Below are 16055 nucleotides of genomic sequence, written 5' to 3' on the forward strand. Positions count from 1 at the left end.
GTCGGGGCCATGCGAGTTCTGGTTCAACGGGTGAAGTCTGCGCGGGTCGTGGTCGACGGCGAGACGGTGGGGGAGATCGGCGGGCCCGGTCAGGGGTTGTTGGCGCTGGTCGGCATCACCCACACCGACGACGCCGGGCTCGCCGCGAAGATGGCCGAAAAGCTGTGGCGGTTGCGGATTCTGGATGACGAGTTGGCCGCCGCCGACACCGGCGCACCGATCCTGGTGGTCAGTCAGTTCACCCTGTACGCAAACACCGTCAAGGGCCGGCGCCCGTCCTGGAACGCCGCCGCACCCCGTCCGGTCGCCGAACCCTTGGTCAACGCGTTCGCCGATGCACTCCGCGCGCTCGGCGCGCCGGTGGCCACCGGCGTGTTCGGGGCGGACATGGCCGTCGAACTCGTCAACGACGGGCCGGTGACGTTGATGCTGGAACTCTAGATCGCCATCGCGGCGCGTACCTCGGCCTCGGACGCCGATCCGCCGGTACCGCTGGAGGTGACCCGGCCGGCCTCCAGGATGTAGTAGCGCTGCGAGGATTCCAGCGCGAAGCCGATGTGCTGTTCGACCAGCAGCACGCCGAGATCACCGCGGGCGGTCAACGCGGTGATCGCCTCCTCGATCTCGGCCACCACCGACGGCTGGATGCCCTCGGTGGGTTCGTCGAGAATCAGGCACTTCGGGGTGGTGATCAGGGCCCGGGCGATGGCCAGCTGCTGGCGCTGACCGCCGGACAGCAGGCCGGCGCGGCGGGTCAGCAACTCCTTGAGTGCGGGGAACAGGTCGAGCTGCTCATCGATCAGCTTCTTACCGTTCTTGCGGCCGTCGGCGACCACCTGCAGGTTCTCCGCGGTGGTGAGCTGACCGAACGACTGCTGCCCCTGCGGTACATAGGCCAGGCCGCGGGCCACCCGGGCGCTCGGGCGCAGTTTGGTGATGTCCTCGCCGTCGAAAAGTACCTTGCCCGCAGTGCATTTCAGCAGTCCCACCGCGGCCCGCAACAACGTGGTCTTACCGGCGCCGTTGTGACCCATCACGGCGGCCACCCCGTCCGAGGGCACCTCGAGATCGACCCCGTGGATGACCTCGGAGCGGCCGTAACCGGTCCGGACGTCGATGAGTTCGAGCATCAGGACTCCTCTTCCATGATTCCGGCCGCCGCGGTGCCGAGGTAGACCTCCTGCACCCGGGGGTTGGCCTGCACCTCGGCCACCGATCCCTCCGCGATGACCTGGCCCCGGGCCAGCACGGTCACCGAGGTGGCGAACGCCCGCATGAAGTCCATGTCGTGTTCGACGACCACCACGGTGCGTTCACCGCCGATGCGGCGCAGCAGGCTTCCGGTCTCCTCGCGCTCTTCGTGGCTCATCCCGGCGACCGGTTCGTCGAGCAGCAGCACCTCGGCGTTCTGCACCAGCAGCATGCCGATCTCCAGCCACTGCTTCTGGCCGTGGGCCAGCACTCCGGCGGGCTTGTCGGCCAGCGCGGTCAGACCCGTTGTCTCCAGGGCCTCCTCGATCGCGGGCAGGATGCCGGAGCGGCGCCGCAGCAGGGTCCACGGGGACCGCCCGGCACCCGCCGCGATGTCCAGGTTCTGCAGCACGGTGAGTTGTTCGAACACCGTCGCGGTCTGGAACGTGCGGCCCACGCCGCGGCGGGCGATCTGATGCACCTTCTTGCCCAGCAGTTCCTGACCGGACTTGCTGACCGAACCGGTGGCCGGCACCAGGCCGGTGATCGCATCGATCACGGTGGTCTTACCGGCCCCGTTGGGGCCGATGAGGAACCGTAGATCGCCCTGGAACAGGGTCAGATCCACATTGCTGACGGCCTTGAATCCATCGAAATCGACTGTCAGTCCTCGTACTTCGAGGTACTGGGTGCTCATGCCGACGTTGCCGCCGGCCGCGGGTTCGGGGTGGGTCTCGGTCTGGAGTTCGGTCATGCGTTGGCTCCGGCCTTCTCGGATTCCGGGTCGGGGTCGGGCTGGGAGGCCGGCTCGTCGGCCTCCGGTGCGCGCTTCTTGCGGCGCCGCAGGAACACTCCCAGGCCGGCCAGGCCGGCCGGGAAGAACCCGACCACCACGATGAACAACAGGCCCTGGGCGTAGGTCCACTCCGACGGGAAGCGTTCGGAGAGCAGGGTCTGCGCCCAGGCCACACCGATCGCGCCGAGGACCGGACCGAGCAGGGTGGTGCGCCCGCCGATGGCCACCCCGATCAGGAACGCGATCGAGGGCAGAATCCCCACCTGTGACGGTGCGATGAACCCGACGATCGGGGCGAACAGCGCGCCGGCGATGCTGGCGAACAGCGCGGCCACCACGTAGGCGACCACCTTGATGTTGGCCGGGTCGTACCCCAGGAAGCGCACCCGCTCCTCACCGTCGCGCACCGCGACGAGCAGTTCCCCGTAGCGGCTCTGCATCAACTGACGCGCGACCGCCACCGATGCCAGCAGCACGGCGGCAGCGATGAAGTACAGCATCTGCTTGTTGACCGGGTCCTTGAGGGAGAACCCGAAGAACGTCCGGAAGTTGGTGAGCCCGTTGCTGCCGCCGATGCTGGTCTGGCCGATCAACAGGATGGCCAGCGCGGCGGCCAGGGCCTGCGACAGGATCGCGAAATAGGCGCCCTTGACCCGGCGCTTGAACACACCGAATCCGAGCAGCGCCGCGATGCCGGTGGGCACCACCACGATGGCCACCAACGTGACCACCGGTGAGGCGAACGGTTGCCAGTACCCGGGCAGTTCGCGGACACCGGCGATCTGCATGAAGTCCGGTACGGCCTGATCGGTCAGCGCCGCATCGGAGATCTTCAGGTGCATACCCATGATGTAGCCGCCGAGCCCGAAGAAGACGCCCTGGCCCAGCACCAGCATTCCGCCGCGGCCCCAAGCCAATCCGATGCCGACCGCGACGATGGCGAAGCACAGGAACTTGGCGAACAGACCGAGCCGGAAGTCGGACAGGACGGTGGGCGCGAGGCCGAACAGGACGACGGCGCCGACGCCGAAGCCGGCCCACGTCTGCCAGCGGCCGATGAGTTGCTTCACACCAGACTCCTTGTCCGAACCGTGAACAGGCCCTGCGGGCGTACCTGCAGGAAGAACACGATGATCACGAACAGAATCACCTTGGCCAGCGATGCCGTGGTGCTGTACTCGATGAACGAGTTCAAGAACCCGAGCCCGAGCGCGGCGATGACGGTGCCCTTGATCTGTCCGAGACCGCCGACGACCACCACCAGGAACGCGTCGATCAGATAACTCTGGCCGGTGGTGGGGCTGGTCGAGCCGATCAGCGTCAAGGCCACACCGGCGACCCCGGCCAGGCCGGAGCCGATGAAGAACGTGGTGATGTCGGTGCGCCGCGACGAAATCCCGCTGGTTTCGGCCAGATCCCGGTTCTGCACCACCGCGCGGATGCGCCGGCCCATCGGGCTGGCCTTGAGTGCGGTCGCCAGAGCTACCACCGCCACCGCGGCCAGCACCAGGATGAAGATGCGGGTCTTGGGAACCACCGCGCCGAGGATCTCCACACCACCGGAGAGCCATTCCGGCGCGACGACGTTGACCGCGGGTGCGCCGAAGATGTCGCGGGCGATCTGTTGCAGGATCAGCCCGACGCCGAAGGTGACCAACAGGGTGTCCAGCGGGCGGTCGTACATCCGCTGGATCAGCGTGACCTCCAACAGCACACCCATGGCGCCGCCGACGAGGAAACCGACCACCAGTGAGATCAGCAGGGACGCACCGGAACTCGAGATCACCTGCTGCACCACGTAGGCGGTGTAGCAGCCGGCCATGATGAACTCGCCGTGCGCCATGTTGATCACGCCCATCTGACCGAAGGTCAGCGACAGGCCGAGTGCAGCCAGCAACAGGATTGAGCCGAGGCTCAATCCCGTTGCCAGCTGTCCGATCAGGACATCCATCTGCTAGCCCGAGAGCCCTGCGGCCCACGGGTAGGACTTCAGGTACGGGTCCGGCTCGATCGGGCCGGGGGACTCCCACACCGTGTAGATCAGGCCGTCGGGCTTGATCTCACCGATCCGTGCGGTCTTGGTGATGTGGTTGTTCTCGCCGTCGATGGTGACCTTGCCCTCGGGGGCGTCGAAGCTGACGCCGCCGGCGTTGTCCTGGATGGCCTTCACGTCGAACGAGCCGGCCTTCTCGACGGTGTTCTTCCACAGGTAGACCGACACGTAGGCGGCTTCCATCGGGTCCGAGGTGGGCTTGTTCGCGCCGTAGGCCTTCTTGTACGCGGCCACGAACGCGTTGTTCACCGGGGTGTCGATGGTCTGGTAGTAGTTCCACGCGGTCAACTGATCGGTGATGTTCTGCACACCGATGCCGCCGACCTCTTCCTCGGCGATGGACACCGAGACCACCGGCATCGTCTGCGGGGTCAGGCCCACGTTCTTGTACTCGCGGAAGAACGCCACGTTGGAGTCGCCGTTGAGGGTGTTGAACACTGCGTCGGCGCCGGCGGTGCGGACCTTGTTGACGATGGTGGAGAAGTCGGTCGAGCCCAGCGGGGTGTAGTCCTCGCCCTTGATCTCGATACCGTTGGCCTCCGCATAGGCCTTGATGATGCGGTTGGCGGTCTGGGGGAAGACGTAGTCGCTACCCACCAGGTACAGCGATTTGGTGCCCTTCTCCTTCAGATAGTCCAGGGCGGGCACGATCTGCTGGTTGGTGGTGGCGCCGGTGTAGAAGATGTTCGGGCTGGACTCCAGGCCCTCGTATTGCACCGGGTAGTAGAGCAGCGAGTTGTTGCTCTCGAAGACCGGCAGCATGGCCTTGCGGCTCGACGACGTCCAGCCGCCGAAAACTGCTGCGACACAGTCACTGCTGATGAGTTTCTCGGCCTTCTCCGCGAAGACGGTGGGCTCGGACGCGCCGTCCTCGCCGATGATCTGGATCTGCTTGTCCAGCACGCCACCGGCGGCATTGATCTCCTCGACGGCGAGCTTGATGGCGTCGCGCACGGTGACTTCGGAGATGGCCATGGTGCCCGACAGGGAGTTCAGCGAGCCGACCTTGATGGTGTCACCGGAGGTGTCGACGCACGATTCGGCGGCGGCCGCCTCGGTATCGCCGGCCTTGCTGCCGCAGGCGGAGACCAGCATCGAGGCGGTGACCACGACACTCCCCGCTATCAGTACTGATCGGCTGAACATCGGTCGGGGGAGTCTCATCTGGTGCCTTTCCTTCGATTTCGGTGCATCGTCAGAACTTTCGGAACCCGAGTGGGTGTCGAATCGGCACGTTAGGACGCCTAGGTTTCTATGAAATTTCTCAATGTGACGAACAAATTAACCTGTTGCTAGCAGCGCATTCGCCGGTGATTCGGGCACGTATGGCCCGCTGTGGGCCCGGTCCGCCGCGGTGCTGACGCGGACGGTGTAACGATCCGGTAGCCTCCGGCGATGTGATGGGCATGCGAAAAGCAACGAGCAAGGTCGGGGTACGTGTTGGAGCCGCTGCGGGTGCGACGGCGCTGCTGGCCGGCGCATTGACGTTCGGTGCGGCCACTGCCAACGCCGAGCCGGAGCCGGCCGGTGAGCTGGTCCGTTACACGCTGACCTCGGGCGCTCCCTACCAGTTCCAGGTGTTCTATCTGACGGCCCAGCCGCCCAGCATGGAGGCCTACAACGACGATGCCTACGCATACGCGAAGCGCGAGACGATCACCGTCGGCCCCGGGGCGCCGTGGGTCTTCGAGACGACCTTGGCCGACCCGCAGTGGGGAATCCTCCAGGTGAGCAGCACCACCAAGGGTGGCGTCGGCGCGCCGAACGCGCATTGCGAGATCCTCGCGGGCGACCAGGTCATCGCCGCGGCGGACAACCCGTACAGCCCGGTGTGCCAGGGCACCCAGTGGTAGCCGGCGCCTGACCAGGACCGCTTGACAAAGCCTATCGAACAGTTGTTCGATAGGCGTCATGCGATGGGACGGGCAGAGTGTGCGTGCGGACGACGGCGCGCTGCCGGGTCTGGCGCGCCTCGGCCTCGTCCGCAGCGTGCGCACGCCGGAGTTCGATGGGATCACGTTCCACGAGACCCTGTGCAAATCCGCGCTGAACAAGGTGCCCAACGCAGCCATGCTGCCGTTTCGGTACACGGTGAACGGCTACCGCGGGTGTTCGCATGCCTGCCGGTATTGCTTCGCCCGGCCCACCCATGAGTATCTGGACTTCGACCCCGGCGCCGACTTCGACACCCAGGTCGTGGTGAAAACCAATGTGGCCGAGGTACTTTCCCGGGAACTGAGCCGTCGTTCGTGGACCCGGGAGACGGTGGCGCTCGGCACCAACACCGACCCGTACCAGCGCGCCGAGGGGCGCTATCGGCTGATGCCGGGCATCCTGACCGCGCTCGCCGCATCGGGGACGCCGTACTCGATCCTGACCAAGGGCACGCTGCTGCGCCGCGATCTTCCGATGATCGCCGAGGCCGCCCAGCACGGCGCCGGGGCGAGTGTGTCCATCTCGCTGGCGGTGGCCGATCCGGAGCTGCAACGCGAACTCGAACCCGGCACGCCCTCGCCGCAGGCCCGGCTGGCGCTGATCTCGGCGATCCGCGAGGCCGGCCTGGACTGCCACGTGATGGTCGCCCCGGTGTTGCCGGGGCTGACCGACTCGCCCGACCATCTCGAGGCGCTGCTGGGCCAGATCGCCGAGGCCGGGGCCACCGGCGCGACGGTGTTCGGGCTACACCTGCGCGGATCGACGCGGGGCTGGTTCATGCAGTGGCTGCAGCGCGCGCACCCCGAACTCGTCTTCCAGTACCGCAGTTTGTACCGGCGCGGAGCGTATCTGCCGCCGGAGTACCGCGCTGAGCTGCGTGCCCGGGTGGCACCGTTGCTCGCGCGGTACCGATTGACTGGGCAGCCGCCCATGGCGCGCGCCGGTGCCGTTTCCTCCGAAGTCGCGGCACCGGCGCACCCCACCTTGTTCTGAACGGATGCGCGGCGATCAACGCAGCCCGCGCAGGACCGCGGCCGCCACCGGGCTCGGGTTCGCGGCCTCCAGGTCGAGTTCGCCGGTGGGCTCCAGCGGAGGCTGCGCCATGAAACGGGGCACGGTGCCCCGGTGCGCGGTGCCGGTGTGCACGACGAACGGGTGGCACAGATAGACGTCCCCGATCCGCCCGGTGGCCGAGACGACCGGACAGTCCTGGGTGGCCGATACCGCGTTCTCGCACAGCGACATCCAGTCGGCCCCCTCGGCGCCGTACCCGGCAAGCACCGGCGGCACCGCCAGATGTGAACCCACCCGGATCGCCGTGGGCGCGTCGTCGGGTCCCACATCGGAGAACAGGAACAACAGCGACAATGCCCGGCCCCGTGACCGCAGACTCACCCGCATGCCGTCCTCGGAGTAGAACGAGGCCTCGACGTGCCAACCCGCCTCCCGCGGCGGTTCGGTGCTGGGGAAGCGCAGCGGGAAGGTGCCCAGTCCGAGCCGGGGGCGCCAGCGGCCCGGACCGACCAGTGCGTCGTACGCGTCGGTGAGGGTCTTGGTGCCGGCGGCCGCAGTGAACTCACGGGTGGACATGGCGGGGACCCGAACCAACGGCTCGGTCCAGGTCGACCGGTCGGCGGGGTCCTGGCCGATGGCGTCCCAGAGCTGTTCCTGACAGTGCAGGCCGAGATCGCGATCGAAGGCGGACTCGATCTTGAGAAAGCCCTCGTCGATGAAACGGTCCACGTCGAGCACCTCACCATCATGTTGACGGTCGCCGACCCGGGCAACCGAATATCCGCCGTGTAGCGCCGTAGCCTTGACCCCGTGACTCGACACACCGCGCGGCGGCCGGACCGGCGCACTGTCGCGACGACAGCGACGATCCTGGAGGCCGCGCAACTGCTGTTCACCGAGCGGGGATTCCATGCGGTCACCATGGACGCCATCGCGGCCGAGGCCGACGTCGCGGTCGGGTCGATCTACCACCACTTCGGCAACAAGGACAGCCTCTACCTCGCGCTTGTCGAACGCGCGCTGGAACTCAACGAGCAGGTGATGGCGCAGGCGTATGGCGGCGGCCGGACCCCGGTGCAGGAGCTGGTCGCCGCGAGCGACGCGTACTGCCGGTTCAGCCTGGAATACCCCGGTCATTTCCGGATGATCGCGCTGCGCGCGGTCGCCATGCCGCCGGGGGATCTCGCCGGTGAAGTGGAACAGCGGATCGCCGACAAGGTGGAGACTCTCGTCGGTCAGGTGGCCGATGCGCTGCGCCGCGCGCACGATGCCGGCGAGATCGACTGTCCGGATCCCGGTCGCACCTCGGTGTTCCTCTGGTCTGCCTGGAACGGGGTGCTCTCGGCGCGCTGGCGGCCGGACCGCCTGGCGCTCGACGGGGCCGAGTTGGCCCGCGTGCTCGAGATCGGCCGGGACATCGTGATGCGTGGCCTCCGGGTCGCATAATTTTCTTGTAGTAGCGTTCAATTTTGTAGTAGCGTTCAAAACATGGTGCTGGCGGCTGCGGTGCAATTGGATGCGGTGCTCGGTGACGTCGCGGCGAATCTCGCCGCCTGCGAACGGCTCGCCGACGAGGCGGGTGCTGTCGGCGCGAAAATCATTGCGCTGCCGGAGTTCTTCACCACCGGCATCGGGTTCCTCGACACGTTGGTGGACGCGGCAGTTCCGCCCGATGGCCCGGCCACCGCGCTGCTCACCGAGCTGGCCCACCGGCACGGCGCGCTGGTCGGCGGCTCGTTCCTGTGCCGCGACGACGACGGGCACATCCGCAATGCCTACCTGCTGGCCGATCCGAGCGGCATCGTCGGCCGGCACGACAAGGACCTACCCACCATGTGGGAGAACGCCTTCTATGTCGGCGGCAACGACGACGGGGTACTGACCGCAGGTACGCATCAGGTCGGCGCCGCGGTGTGCTGGGAATTGATGCGCACCCAGACGGTCCGCCGGCTCGCCGGGCGCGTCGATCTGGCCATGACCGGATCGGGGTGGTGGTCGATACCGCAATGGCATCCCCGGCGCCTCTTCGCACGGCTCGAAGCGCGCAACGCGGCGACCGCACGCCGGGCCGCCGCGGATTTCGCCCGCTACATCGGTGCGCCGGTGGCCCACGCCGCCCACTCCGGTGCGCTGGCCTGCCCGATGCCCTTGCTGCCCTTGGGCTATCGCGGCCACTTCGAGGGCGGCGCCATGATCGTCGATGCCGATGGCACGGTGATCGCCGAGCGGACCTATGCCGACGGTGAAGGCATCGTGGTGGGGGAGATCGAACTCGGCCGACGCAACCCGTCCGCTACCGCGGGCACGGGATTCTGGCTGCACCGGCGCGGTGCGCTACCCGCGGCGGTCTGGCACTACCAGCGCTGGCATGGCCGCCGCTGGTACCGGCGGAATGCGGTCCGGCCATGAGTGTGCTTGTCCGCGTAGGTCTTTTCGAACTGGCCTTCGGTGCGCTGCTCGGCTGGGCGATGGTGGGCAACCTGGCCGCACCGCAGCTGATGGAGCGGCTCGGGATCGTCAGCCCGCGTCGCATCCTGCAGGCCCACCTCGACTACGTGATGATGGGCCTCATCCTCATCGCCGTCGGGCTGGCGCTACCGGGACTGGCCACCTGGATCGCGGTGCTCGTGATCGTGGGCACGCTGCTGAACCCGACGCTGTTCCTGCCGCTGGCCTTCAACGAGAAGCTGGCGAAAACCCTTGCGTTCCAGGGCGTGAGCTTCGTGTCCTTCCTGGCCGTCAGTGTCGGGCTGGTCGCCGCGGCGTGCAGCGCGCTGTAGTTCAGCTCTTGTTGCGCTTGACCTGATTGAACGGCACCCCGCGGTCGGCAGCCGCCTCGCGGGGGAAGCCGAGCACCCGTTCACTGATCACGTTGCGCGCCATCTCCGAGCTGCCGCCGCCCAGCGAGCCGGTCTGCCGGGACAGGTAGCGCACACCGATCTCCAGCAGGCCGTCACCATCGTCGATCACACCGGCGGTCCCGGCGATGGCCAGCGCGGTGTCCACCTCCAGCTCGGTGGTCTCGGCGTGGAACAACCGGATCAGCGTGCCGGCGTTCGGCGGCAGTGACCCGTCGGCGATGGACCGGGACACATGCTCGATCAGCTGCTCCTTGACGATCCGGCGCGCGTACGCCCGTCCGGCGAGGTCCTGCACCCGCGGATCGGTGTCCTGGCCGGTGGCGATGGCCAGACCGACGTGATCCGGCGGCATCTCGCTGGCGTTCTCGGCGCCGGTGCCGCTGGCGAACTCGGATCCGCCGCCGACCGCGCGCCGCTCATGGTGCAGTTGGCGCGATGCCACCGTCCAGCCGTCGTTGACCGCGCCGACCACGGCGTCGTCACCGAGTTCGAGACCGTCGAAGAACTCCTCGCAGAACTCCTCGTTGCCGTTGACCTCCTTGATCCGGCGCATGGTGATGCCCGGGGCGGCCAGCGGCACCAGGAACATGGTGAGGCCCTCGTGCTTGGGCACGGTCCAGTCGGTGCGGGCCAGCATCAGGCCGTAGTCGGCGGCGAAGGCGCTGGTGCTCCAGGTCTTGGCGCCGTTGATGATCCACTTGTCGCCGACCTTCTCGGCCCGGGTGATCACCCCGGCCAGGTCGGATCCGCCGCTGGGCTCGGAGAGCAACTGGCACAGGATCTCATCGCCGCGGATGGCCGCCGAGATCCGCTCGCGCTTCTGCTCCTCGCTGCCCACATCCAGGATCGTCGCCCCGCAGATGGTGAACGACGGGGTGTTCAGGATCAGCGGCATCTCATAGCTGCGGCACTCGGCGTTGAACGCCTTCTGATAGGCCAGATCCAGTCCGAGACCACCGTATTCGCGCGGGAAGCAGATCCCGGCGAAACCACCCTCGTACAGTTTCTTCTGCAATTCCTTGGCGCGATCCCAGGACTGCTGCTCGGCGCGCACCATGAACGGCGGATCGTCCGGGTCGATCGGCGGCATGTTCTGCGCCAGCCAGGCCCGGGCCCGGGCGGCGAAATCGGCGACCGGCTCGTCGGTGCCGGTGGCGATGGCGGTGTCGGTCATGCGGGAACCTTCCGGCTCAGTTCGAAGATGACGCGGTGGTGGTCCTCGGGGGAGCCGAACATCGCCCGGTTGAGCGCGGCGCGGCGCAGATACAGGTGCAGATCGTGTTCCCAGGTCACCCCGATACCGCCGTGCAGCTGGACGCAGTCCTGCAGCATCACCGGGGCACGTTCTCCGACATAGGCTTTCGCGACACTGACCAGCTTGCGGGCCTCGGGGGAGCGTCGGCCGACCGCCTCGGCTGCACCGGCGGTGGTGCCTCGGGCGGCCTCGAACCACATCTTCATATCGGCGACGCGATGTTTGAGCGCCTGATAGGAGGCCAGCGGGCGACCGAAGCTGTGCCGGTCGAACAGCCACTGGTTGGTCATCGACAGCACCGCGTCGAGAATGCCGACGGTCTCGGCGCACTGCAGCACCAGCGCCACCTGGCGCTGACGCTCGATCACCTCGGGGGTCTGCTCGGCCGAGCCCAGCACGGACTCGGCGCCGACCTGGACGCCGTCGAAACGCACCCGGGCGTAACGGCGCACCATGTCCAGGGAGCGCTGCGCCTCGACGCTGACCCCGGCGGTGTCGGTCGGTACCACGAACTGGCGTACCGCACCGTCGGCCACAGCGGTCACCAGCAGGATGTCGGCCGAGTCGCCGGCCTCGACCCGGTCCTTGACTCCGTCGAGCCGGTAGCCGCTGTCGGTCGCGGTGGCGGTGAGTTGCGGGGTCAGCGGGGCCCAGGGCCGGCCCGGCTCGTAGACCGCCCAACTGGCCACCGCCTCACCGGATACCAGGGATTCGATCGTCGCTTCGTGGCCCTCCGGTGCCTCGACCAGCCCGGCCAGCGCGACGCTGACCGGGTGTAGCGGCCCGGGTGCGACGGAGCGGCCGGCCTGCTCGGCGAGCAGTGCCAGATCGGAGACGCCGTCCCCGGAGACGCTGCCGCCGCCGAGATCCTCGGGCACCAGCAGGCTGGCCCAGCCCAGCTCGGCCGCGCGCTGCCACCATCGGGCATCGAAAGAGGCACCGGTGTCGTGCATTTCGCGCACCCGGGTCAAAGGTGCTTCCTTCTCCAGGAAGGCCTGGGCGGTGGAGGCGAACAGCATCTGTTCGGGGTTGGCGGCGGCGGTCATAGTGATCTCCTGATCACGCGAAGGTCATGGCGGGTACGTCGGGTTTGTGCACGATCTGGTTGGGCACCTTGAACAGGTCGACCAGGTTGCCGCCCATCACCTTTCGCACGCCGTCGGCATCGAGTCCGTGCTGCTCCAGATCGTCGACCAGATTGATCGGATCGGCCAGACCCTCCGGGTGCGGCCAGTCCGAGCCGAAGATGATCCGGTCGATGCCGCACAGGTCGGCCATCTCCTTGAAGTTGTCCTCCCAGAACGGGGCGACGTAGACGCCCCGCTTGAACGCCTGGATCGGGTCTTCGGGGAACTCGCCGGGCATCTTGGAGTAGACATCGGCGAACTGGTGGAACAGGTAGGGCACCCAGGAGGCGCCGTTCTCCACCGACAGGATGCGCAGGTCCGGGTTGCGGGTGAGCGCACCGTGGCAGACCAGCGCGGCCATGGTGTCCTCGATGGGGCGCTTGCCCATCGCCACCATCCGGAAGGCGGTGGGCTTGAACGGCAGGTACTCGTCGGCGGGTTCCCAGTCGTTGAGGTACTGGGCGTAGCCGCTGTCGGAGGCGTGCATGCAGACGGGGATGCCCGCCTGCACGCAGGCCCGCCAGAACGGGTCGAACTCCTCCAGGCCCATCGACCGGGTGCCGCGGTAGCCGGGCACCGGGGCGGGGCGCACCAGCACCGTCTTCGCGCCGCGCGCCAGGCACCATTCGAGTTCTTCGAGCGCCCGGTCCACGTTGGGCAGGGTGATCACCGGGGTGGAGAAGATCCGGTCTTCGTAGTTGAACTGCCAGGTCTCGTACATCCACTGGTTCAGCGCGTGGATGATGTCGTGGATCAGGTCCGGATCGTCCTTGAGGCGCTCCTCCACCAGGCTGGCCAGGGTCGGGAACATGATCGTGTAATCGAGGCCCAGGCTGTCCATCACCTCCAGGCGCGCTTCCGGATTGCGGAAGGCCGGAATGGCTTTCATGGGCTTACCCATCACCTCGCGGTAGCTCTTGCCGCCGCTGCCGTGCCGGAAGTACTCCTCCTGCGCGCCCGGACGGGCGACGACTTCGAAGGTCGGATTGGGGATGTAGTCGCTGATGTGATTGCGGACCATGATCTTGGTCCGGCCGCGTACATCGATGTAGTCGATGACGCCTTTCCGGTGCTCCGGGAGGAACTGCGTCAACGCCTCTTTGGGCTCATAGAAGTGGTTGTCGGCGTCGAACACCGGATACGACAACGTCCGTGATGGCATTTCCGTCTCCTGAAAGGCTGATTTCCGTGGAGTGGTAATGACGTTACCACGACCGATGGATCGGGTGACCGGGGTCGCGCAGCAGGCTGCGGACGCAGAATTCGTAGATGTGGGTGCCCTCGACCGGCGTGCCGTTGAGTTCGGCGCCGAGCGCCCGCAGGCGCAGGGCGCCGAGCACGGTCTGCATGATCAGCGCTGCGGCGGTGTCGGTCTCGGCCTCCGACGCCTCCCGGAAGACGCCCTCGGCGATACCGGTGGTGATGATGTCGACGATCAGTTCGTGCAAGGGGGACAGCACCCGGGCGTACTCGCGGGGCAGCGTCTCGGCCAGGTGGTCGTTGTAGAACGTCAGCCCACGGTTGATGCTGTCCTGCTTGGTCGAGGCTGCCGGCGCGCTGATCCGCTCGACCAGGGTCCGCAGCGCGGTGACGGCGTCGAGGCCCTGCACGTCGGCGCGCCACCGCGCCGACGACTCGGTCATGATCTTGTCGACGAGCGCCAGCAGCAACTCGTCCTTGGTCGAGTAGTGCTGGTAGAAGGACCGCAGAGAGGTCTTGGACCGTTCCACCACCGCGAGCACGGTGAAGTCGGCGCGGCCCGTCTCGCCGAGGATCTCCAGCGCCGACTTCATGAACCGGGCGGGCCGTGACGCGGCCTCCTCGGCGCGCGACGTCGATTTGGTCATCTGTCGACTCCTCGCGAGCGGAACCATTGTGCAACCGATGAGAATGACGTTACCGTTTCCGGAGAGCCGCTAGGAAGGGACAGTATGACGACTTCGGAGACGACTTCGGACCAGGCGCAGGACCAGGTGCTGTGGACGCTGGAGGGGCTGCTCGAGCTCTTCGAGTCGCAGCCCGATGGGGAGAACCGGTTCATCGCGCAGACCGGACTCGCCGGAGCCGATGATCGCCAGGTGGTGGAGGGCACGCAGGTTCTGGCGCAGGCCATCGTGGCGGTGGCCAAGCGCTTTCCGGACAAGTCGGTGCGCTCGGCCCATGCCGTCTTCGCCCGGGTCGTGCTGGTCGGCCCGCCGGTGGAACTCGACATCGACGTGGTGTCCGAGGGGCGCTCCACGGCCACCGCGGTGGTGACGGCCTCGCAGAACGGCAAGCGCTGCATCACCGTCACGGTGCTGGCCGACGTGCCCTCCGAAGACGTCATCCGCCACCATCTGCCCCGGGCCGACGTGGTGGCCCCGGCCGACGCGCAGCGCCCGATCATGGAGATGACCGGGCGTCAGGTCCGCCTCGTCGACGTGGTCGACGTCAACAGCCCCGACGAAGTCGGCCCGCCGGAGATCCATGCGTGGCTACACTATGACCCGATCCCGGCTCGGGATGATCTTGCCAAGGCCCTGATCGCGTATTTCACTGGACACCTGGGGATTTCGACGACCATGCGCGCACACGAAGGTATCGGTACGGCCCAAGCCCATCTCACCGTCTCGACCGCCCCGATGACCGTCTCGGTGAGCTTCCACGAGCCCGTGCAGTGGAACGGCTGGCTGCTCTACGGGCATGAGAGCACGCAGGTCGGCGCCGGAATGTCCTATGTGCGGGGCACCGTGCACACCGAGGAGGGTGAACTGCTCGCCTCGTTCGGTCAGGACGGGCTGATCCGCCCGTTGCGCACCACCGACACCGATATCAAGCACCAGTCGCGGCTCTGAGGGTTACATCGCGCCGGGGGCGGGTTACATCGCGCCAGGGGCGAAGGTGTCGCACTTGTTCGGATCGCCGGTCTGGTAGCCGACGGTGAACCACTTCTGCCGTTGCTCGGATGACCCGTGCGTCCAGGACTCCGGGTTCACCCGGCCGGTGGCCTGCTTCTGGATGCGATCGTCACCGACGGAGGCCGCGGCCGACAGGGCGTCGGCGATGTCCTTGTCGCTCAACGGCTCCAGGAACGGAACGCCGGTGCTCTCCTGCTTGGTGATGGCCGCGTAGTGCGCCCACACCCCGGCGTAGCAGTCGGCCTGCAGCTCGGTGCGCACCCCGCCACCCTTGGGGCCCTGCGGATCCTGCTGTGCGCGTCCGAGCACGCCGAGCAGGTTCTGTACGTGGTGGCCGAACTCGTGGGCGACGACGTACTCCTGGGCCAACGGCCCACCGCTGGAACCGAATTGGTCGCGTAGCAGATCGAAGAAGTCGGTGTCGAAGTAGGCGGTGCGGTCGGCCGGGCAGTAGAACGGACCCACCGCGCTGTCAGCCCGGCCGCAGCCGGTGTCCACCTGACCGGTGAACAACCGCACCTGCGGGCGCTGGTAGCCCTGCAGCTGCTGCGCCCATACGGCGTCGACCGAATTACCGGTGGCGACCACCCGGCACTGCACGATCTCGTTGGCATCCGTGCCGGTCTTGCACTGGCTCAGATCGAAGCCGGGATCCGAATAGCCCTCGCTGGCATAGTCGCCGCCTTGGGTCTGCGGCATCACGCTGCCCGGATCCACACCGAGGAACAGGGCCACCACGATGAGCAACAGGCCGCCGACCCCGCCGCCGACCGCGATCCGTCGTCCGCCTCCGCCGCGACCGCCGCTGCTCGACGTGGTGCTCGTGTCGATCTGCATACCCTCGTTGAAGGTCATCGTCCCCACCAACTCCATCTGTCGGGCACTGTCTGGCGGTTCAGCCGGGGTTCAGCTTTCCACACTACGAT

Annotated in this window: 18 protein-coding genes; 7 read left to right on the top strand and 11 right to left on the bottom strand. The window is 67.4% G+C overall.

Going from position 1 to position 16055, the window contains the following annotated elements; all coding sequences use genetic code 11:
- Window positions 1-9: 9 nt before the first annotated feature.
- Entirely contained in the window at window positions 10-441 is a 432-nt protein-coding gene (gene dtd / locus K0O62_RS12960; protein WP_073854512.1) for a D-aminoacyl-tRNA deacylase, read from the top strand.
- Here the strand turns inward: dtd and urtE are convergent.
- Genes urtE through urtA form a run of 5 tightly spaced genes read right to left on the bottom strand, consistent with a single transcriptional unit; the run spans window position 438 to window position 5204 of the window.
- A complete protein-coding gene (gene urtE / locus K0O62_RS12965; RefSeq protein WP_073854514.1) occupies window positions 438-1130 on the bottom strand; it encodes an urea ABC transporter ATP-binding subunit UrtE in 693 nt (230 codons plus the stop codon). The two genes, dtd and urtE, sit on opposite strands and share 4 nt — an antisense overlap.
- Entirely contained in the window at window positions 1130-1945 is an 816-nt protein-coding gene (urtD, locus tag K0O62_RS12970; RefSeq protein ID WP_073854516.1) for an urea ABC transporter ATP-binding protein UrtD, read from the bottom strand. Before urtD ends, urtE begins: the two co-directional genes overlap by 1 nt.
- Window positions 1942-3057, bottom strand: coding sequence for an urea ABC transporter permease subunit UrtC (gene urtC, locus K0O62_RS12975; RefSeq protein ID WP_073854518.1), 1116 nt, complete (start codon window positions 3055-3057; stop codon window positions 1942-1944). Before urtC ends, urtD begins: the two co-directional genes overlap by 4 nt.
- Window positions 3054-3938 (bottom strand): urea ABC transporter permease subunit UrtB, encoded by an 885-nt coding sequence (urtB, locus tag K0O62_RS12980; RefSeq protein ID WP_073854520.1) that lies wholly within the window; start codon window positions 3936-3938, stop codon window positions 3054-3056. Before urtB ends, urtC begins: the two co-directional genes overlap by 4 nt.
- Window positions 3939-3941: 3 nt before the next feature.
- Entirely contained in the window at window positions 3942-5204 is a 1263-nt protein-coding gene (gene urtA, locus K0O62_RS12985) for an urea ABC transporter substrate-binding protein (RefSeq protein ID WP_073854522.1), read from the bottom strand.
- Window positions 5205-5446: 242 nt separating this feature from the next.
- Between urtA and K0O62_RS12990 the strand changes: the two genes are divergently transcribed.
- A complete protein-coding gene (locus K0O62_RS12990; protein WP_073855274.1) occupies window positions 5447-5893 on the top strand; it encodes an Rv2576c family protein in 447 nt (148 codons plus the stop codon).
- A gap of 58 nt (window positions 5894-5951) precedes the next feature.
- Window positions 5952-6968, top strand: coding sequence for an Rv2578c family radical SAM protein (locus K0O62_RS12995; RefSeq protein WP_073854524.1), 1017 nt, complete (start codon window positions 5952-5954; stop codon window positions 6966-6968).
- A gap of 15 nt (window positions 6969-6983) precedes the next feature.
- Here the strand turns inward: K0O62_RS12995 and K0O62_RS13000 are convergent, their stop codons facing one another.
- Window positions 6984-7718: a phytanoyl-CoA dioxygenase family protein gene (locus tag K0O62_RS13000; protein WP_234799979.1), complete on the bottom strand. Its 735-nt coding sequence runs from the start codon at window positions 7716-7718 to the stop codon at window positions 6984-6986.
- An 81-nt stretch (window positions 7719-7799) separates the two neighbouring features.
- On the opposite strand from K0O62_RS13000, the gene K0O62_RS13005 reads away from it, so the two are divergent.
- The 3 genes from K0O62_RS13005 to K0O62_RS13015 are packed head-to-tail and all read left to right on the top strand — an operon-like array spanning window position 7800 to window position 9769.
- Window positions 7800-8435, top strand: a complete 636-nt coding sequence (locus K0O62_RS13005; RefSeq protein WP_073854528.1) for a TetR/AcrR family transcriptional regulator — start codon at window positions 7800-7802, stop codon at window positions 8433-8435.
- A 42-nt stretch (window positions 8436-8477) separates the two neighbouring features.
- Entirely contained in the window at window positions 8478-9398 is a 921-nt protein-coding gene (locus K0O62_RS13010; protein ID WP_073854530.1) for a carbon-nitrogen hydrolase family protein, read from the top strand.
- Window positions 9395-9769 (top strand): hypothetical protein, encoded by a 375-nt coding sequence (locus K0O62_RS13015; RefSeq protein ID WP_073854532.1) that lies wholly within the window; start codon window positions 9395-9397, stop codon window positions 9767-9769. The genes K0O62_RS13010 and K0O62_RS13015 overlap by 4 nt, the downstream gene beginning before the upstream one ends.
- 1 nt (window position 9770) lies before the next feature.
- Here K0O62_RS13015 and K0O62_RS13020 read toward each other — a convergent pair whose 3' ends face one another.
- Genes K0O62_RS13020 through K0O62_RS13035 form a run of 4 tightly spaced genes read right to left on the bottom strand, consistent with a single transcriptional unit; the run spans window position 9771 to window position 14079 of the window.
- The gene (locus K0O62_RS13020) at window positions 9771-11024 is read right to left on the bottom strand and encodes an acyl-CoA dehydrogenase family protein (protein ID WP_073854534.1); all 1254 of its coding nucleotides are present in this window, start codon (window positions 11022-11024) and stop codon (window positions 9771-9773) included.
- On the bottom strand, window positions 11021-12151 hold the full coding sequence (locus K0O62_RS13025; RefSeq protein WP_073854536.1) for an acyl-CoA dehydrogenase family protein: 1131 nt from the start codon (window positions 12149-12151) through the stop codon (window positions 11021-11023). The genes K0O62_RS13020 and K0O62_RS13025 overlap by 4 nt, the downstream gene beginning before the upstream one ends.
- A 13-nt stretch (window positions 12152-12164) precedes the next feature.
- Window positions 12165-13394, bottom strand: coding sequence for an amidohydrolase family protein (locus tag K0O62_RS13030; protein ID WP_073854538.1), 1230 nt, complete (start codon window positions 13392-13394; stop codon window positions 12165-12167).
- 43 nt (window positions 13395-13437) lie between these two features.
- The gene (locus K0O62_RS13035) at window positions 13438-14079 is read right to left on the bottom strand and encodes a TetR/AcrR family transcriptional regulator (RefSeq protein WP_079244103.1); all 642 of its coding nucleotides are present in this window, start codon (window positions 14077-14079) and stop codon (window positions 13438-13440) included.
- Window positions 14080-14163: 84 nt separating this feature from the next.
- On the opposite strand from K0O62_RS13035, the gene K0O62_RS13040 reads away from it, so the two are divergent.
- Complete coding sequence (locus tag K0O62_RS13040) at window positions 14164-15066, top strand: acyl-CoA thioesterase (RefSeq protein WP_073854542.1); 903 nt, start codon at window positions 14164-14166, stop codon at window positions 15064-15066.
- A gap of 24 nt (window positions 15067-15090) precedes the next feature.
- On the opposite strand, the gene ypfJ is transcribed toward K0O62_RS13040, so the two are convergent.
- Window positions 15091-15984: a KPN_02809 family neutral zinc metallopeptidase gene (gene ypfJ, locus K0O62_RS13045; protein WP_073855275.1), complete on the bottom strand. Its 894-nt coding sequence runs from the start codon at window positions 15982-15984 to the stop codon at window positions 15091-15093.
- Between the last annotated feature and the right edge of the window lie 71 nt (window positions 15985-16055).

This window comes from Mycolicibacterium diernhoferi (assembly GCF_019456655.1).
Taxonomy (GTDB): domain Bacteria; phylum Actinomycetota; class Actinomycetes; order Mycobacteriales; family Mycobacteriaceae; genus Mycobacterium; species Mycobacterium diernhoferi.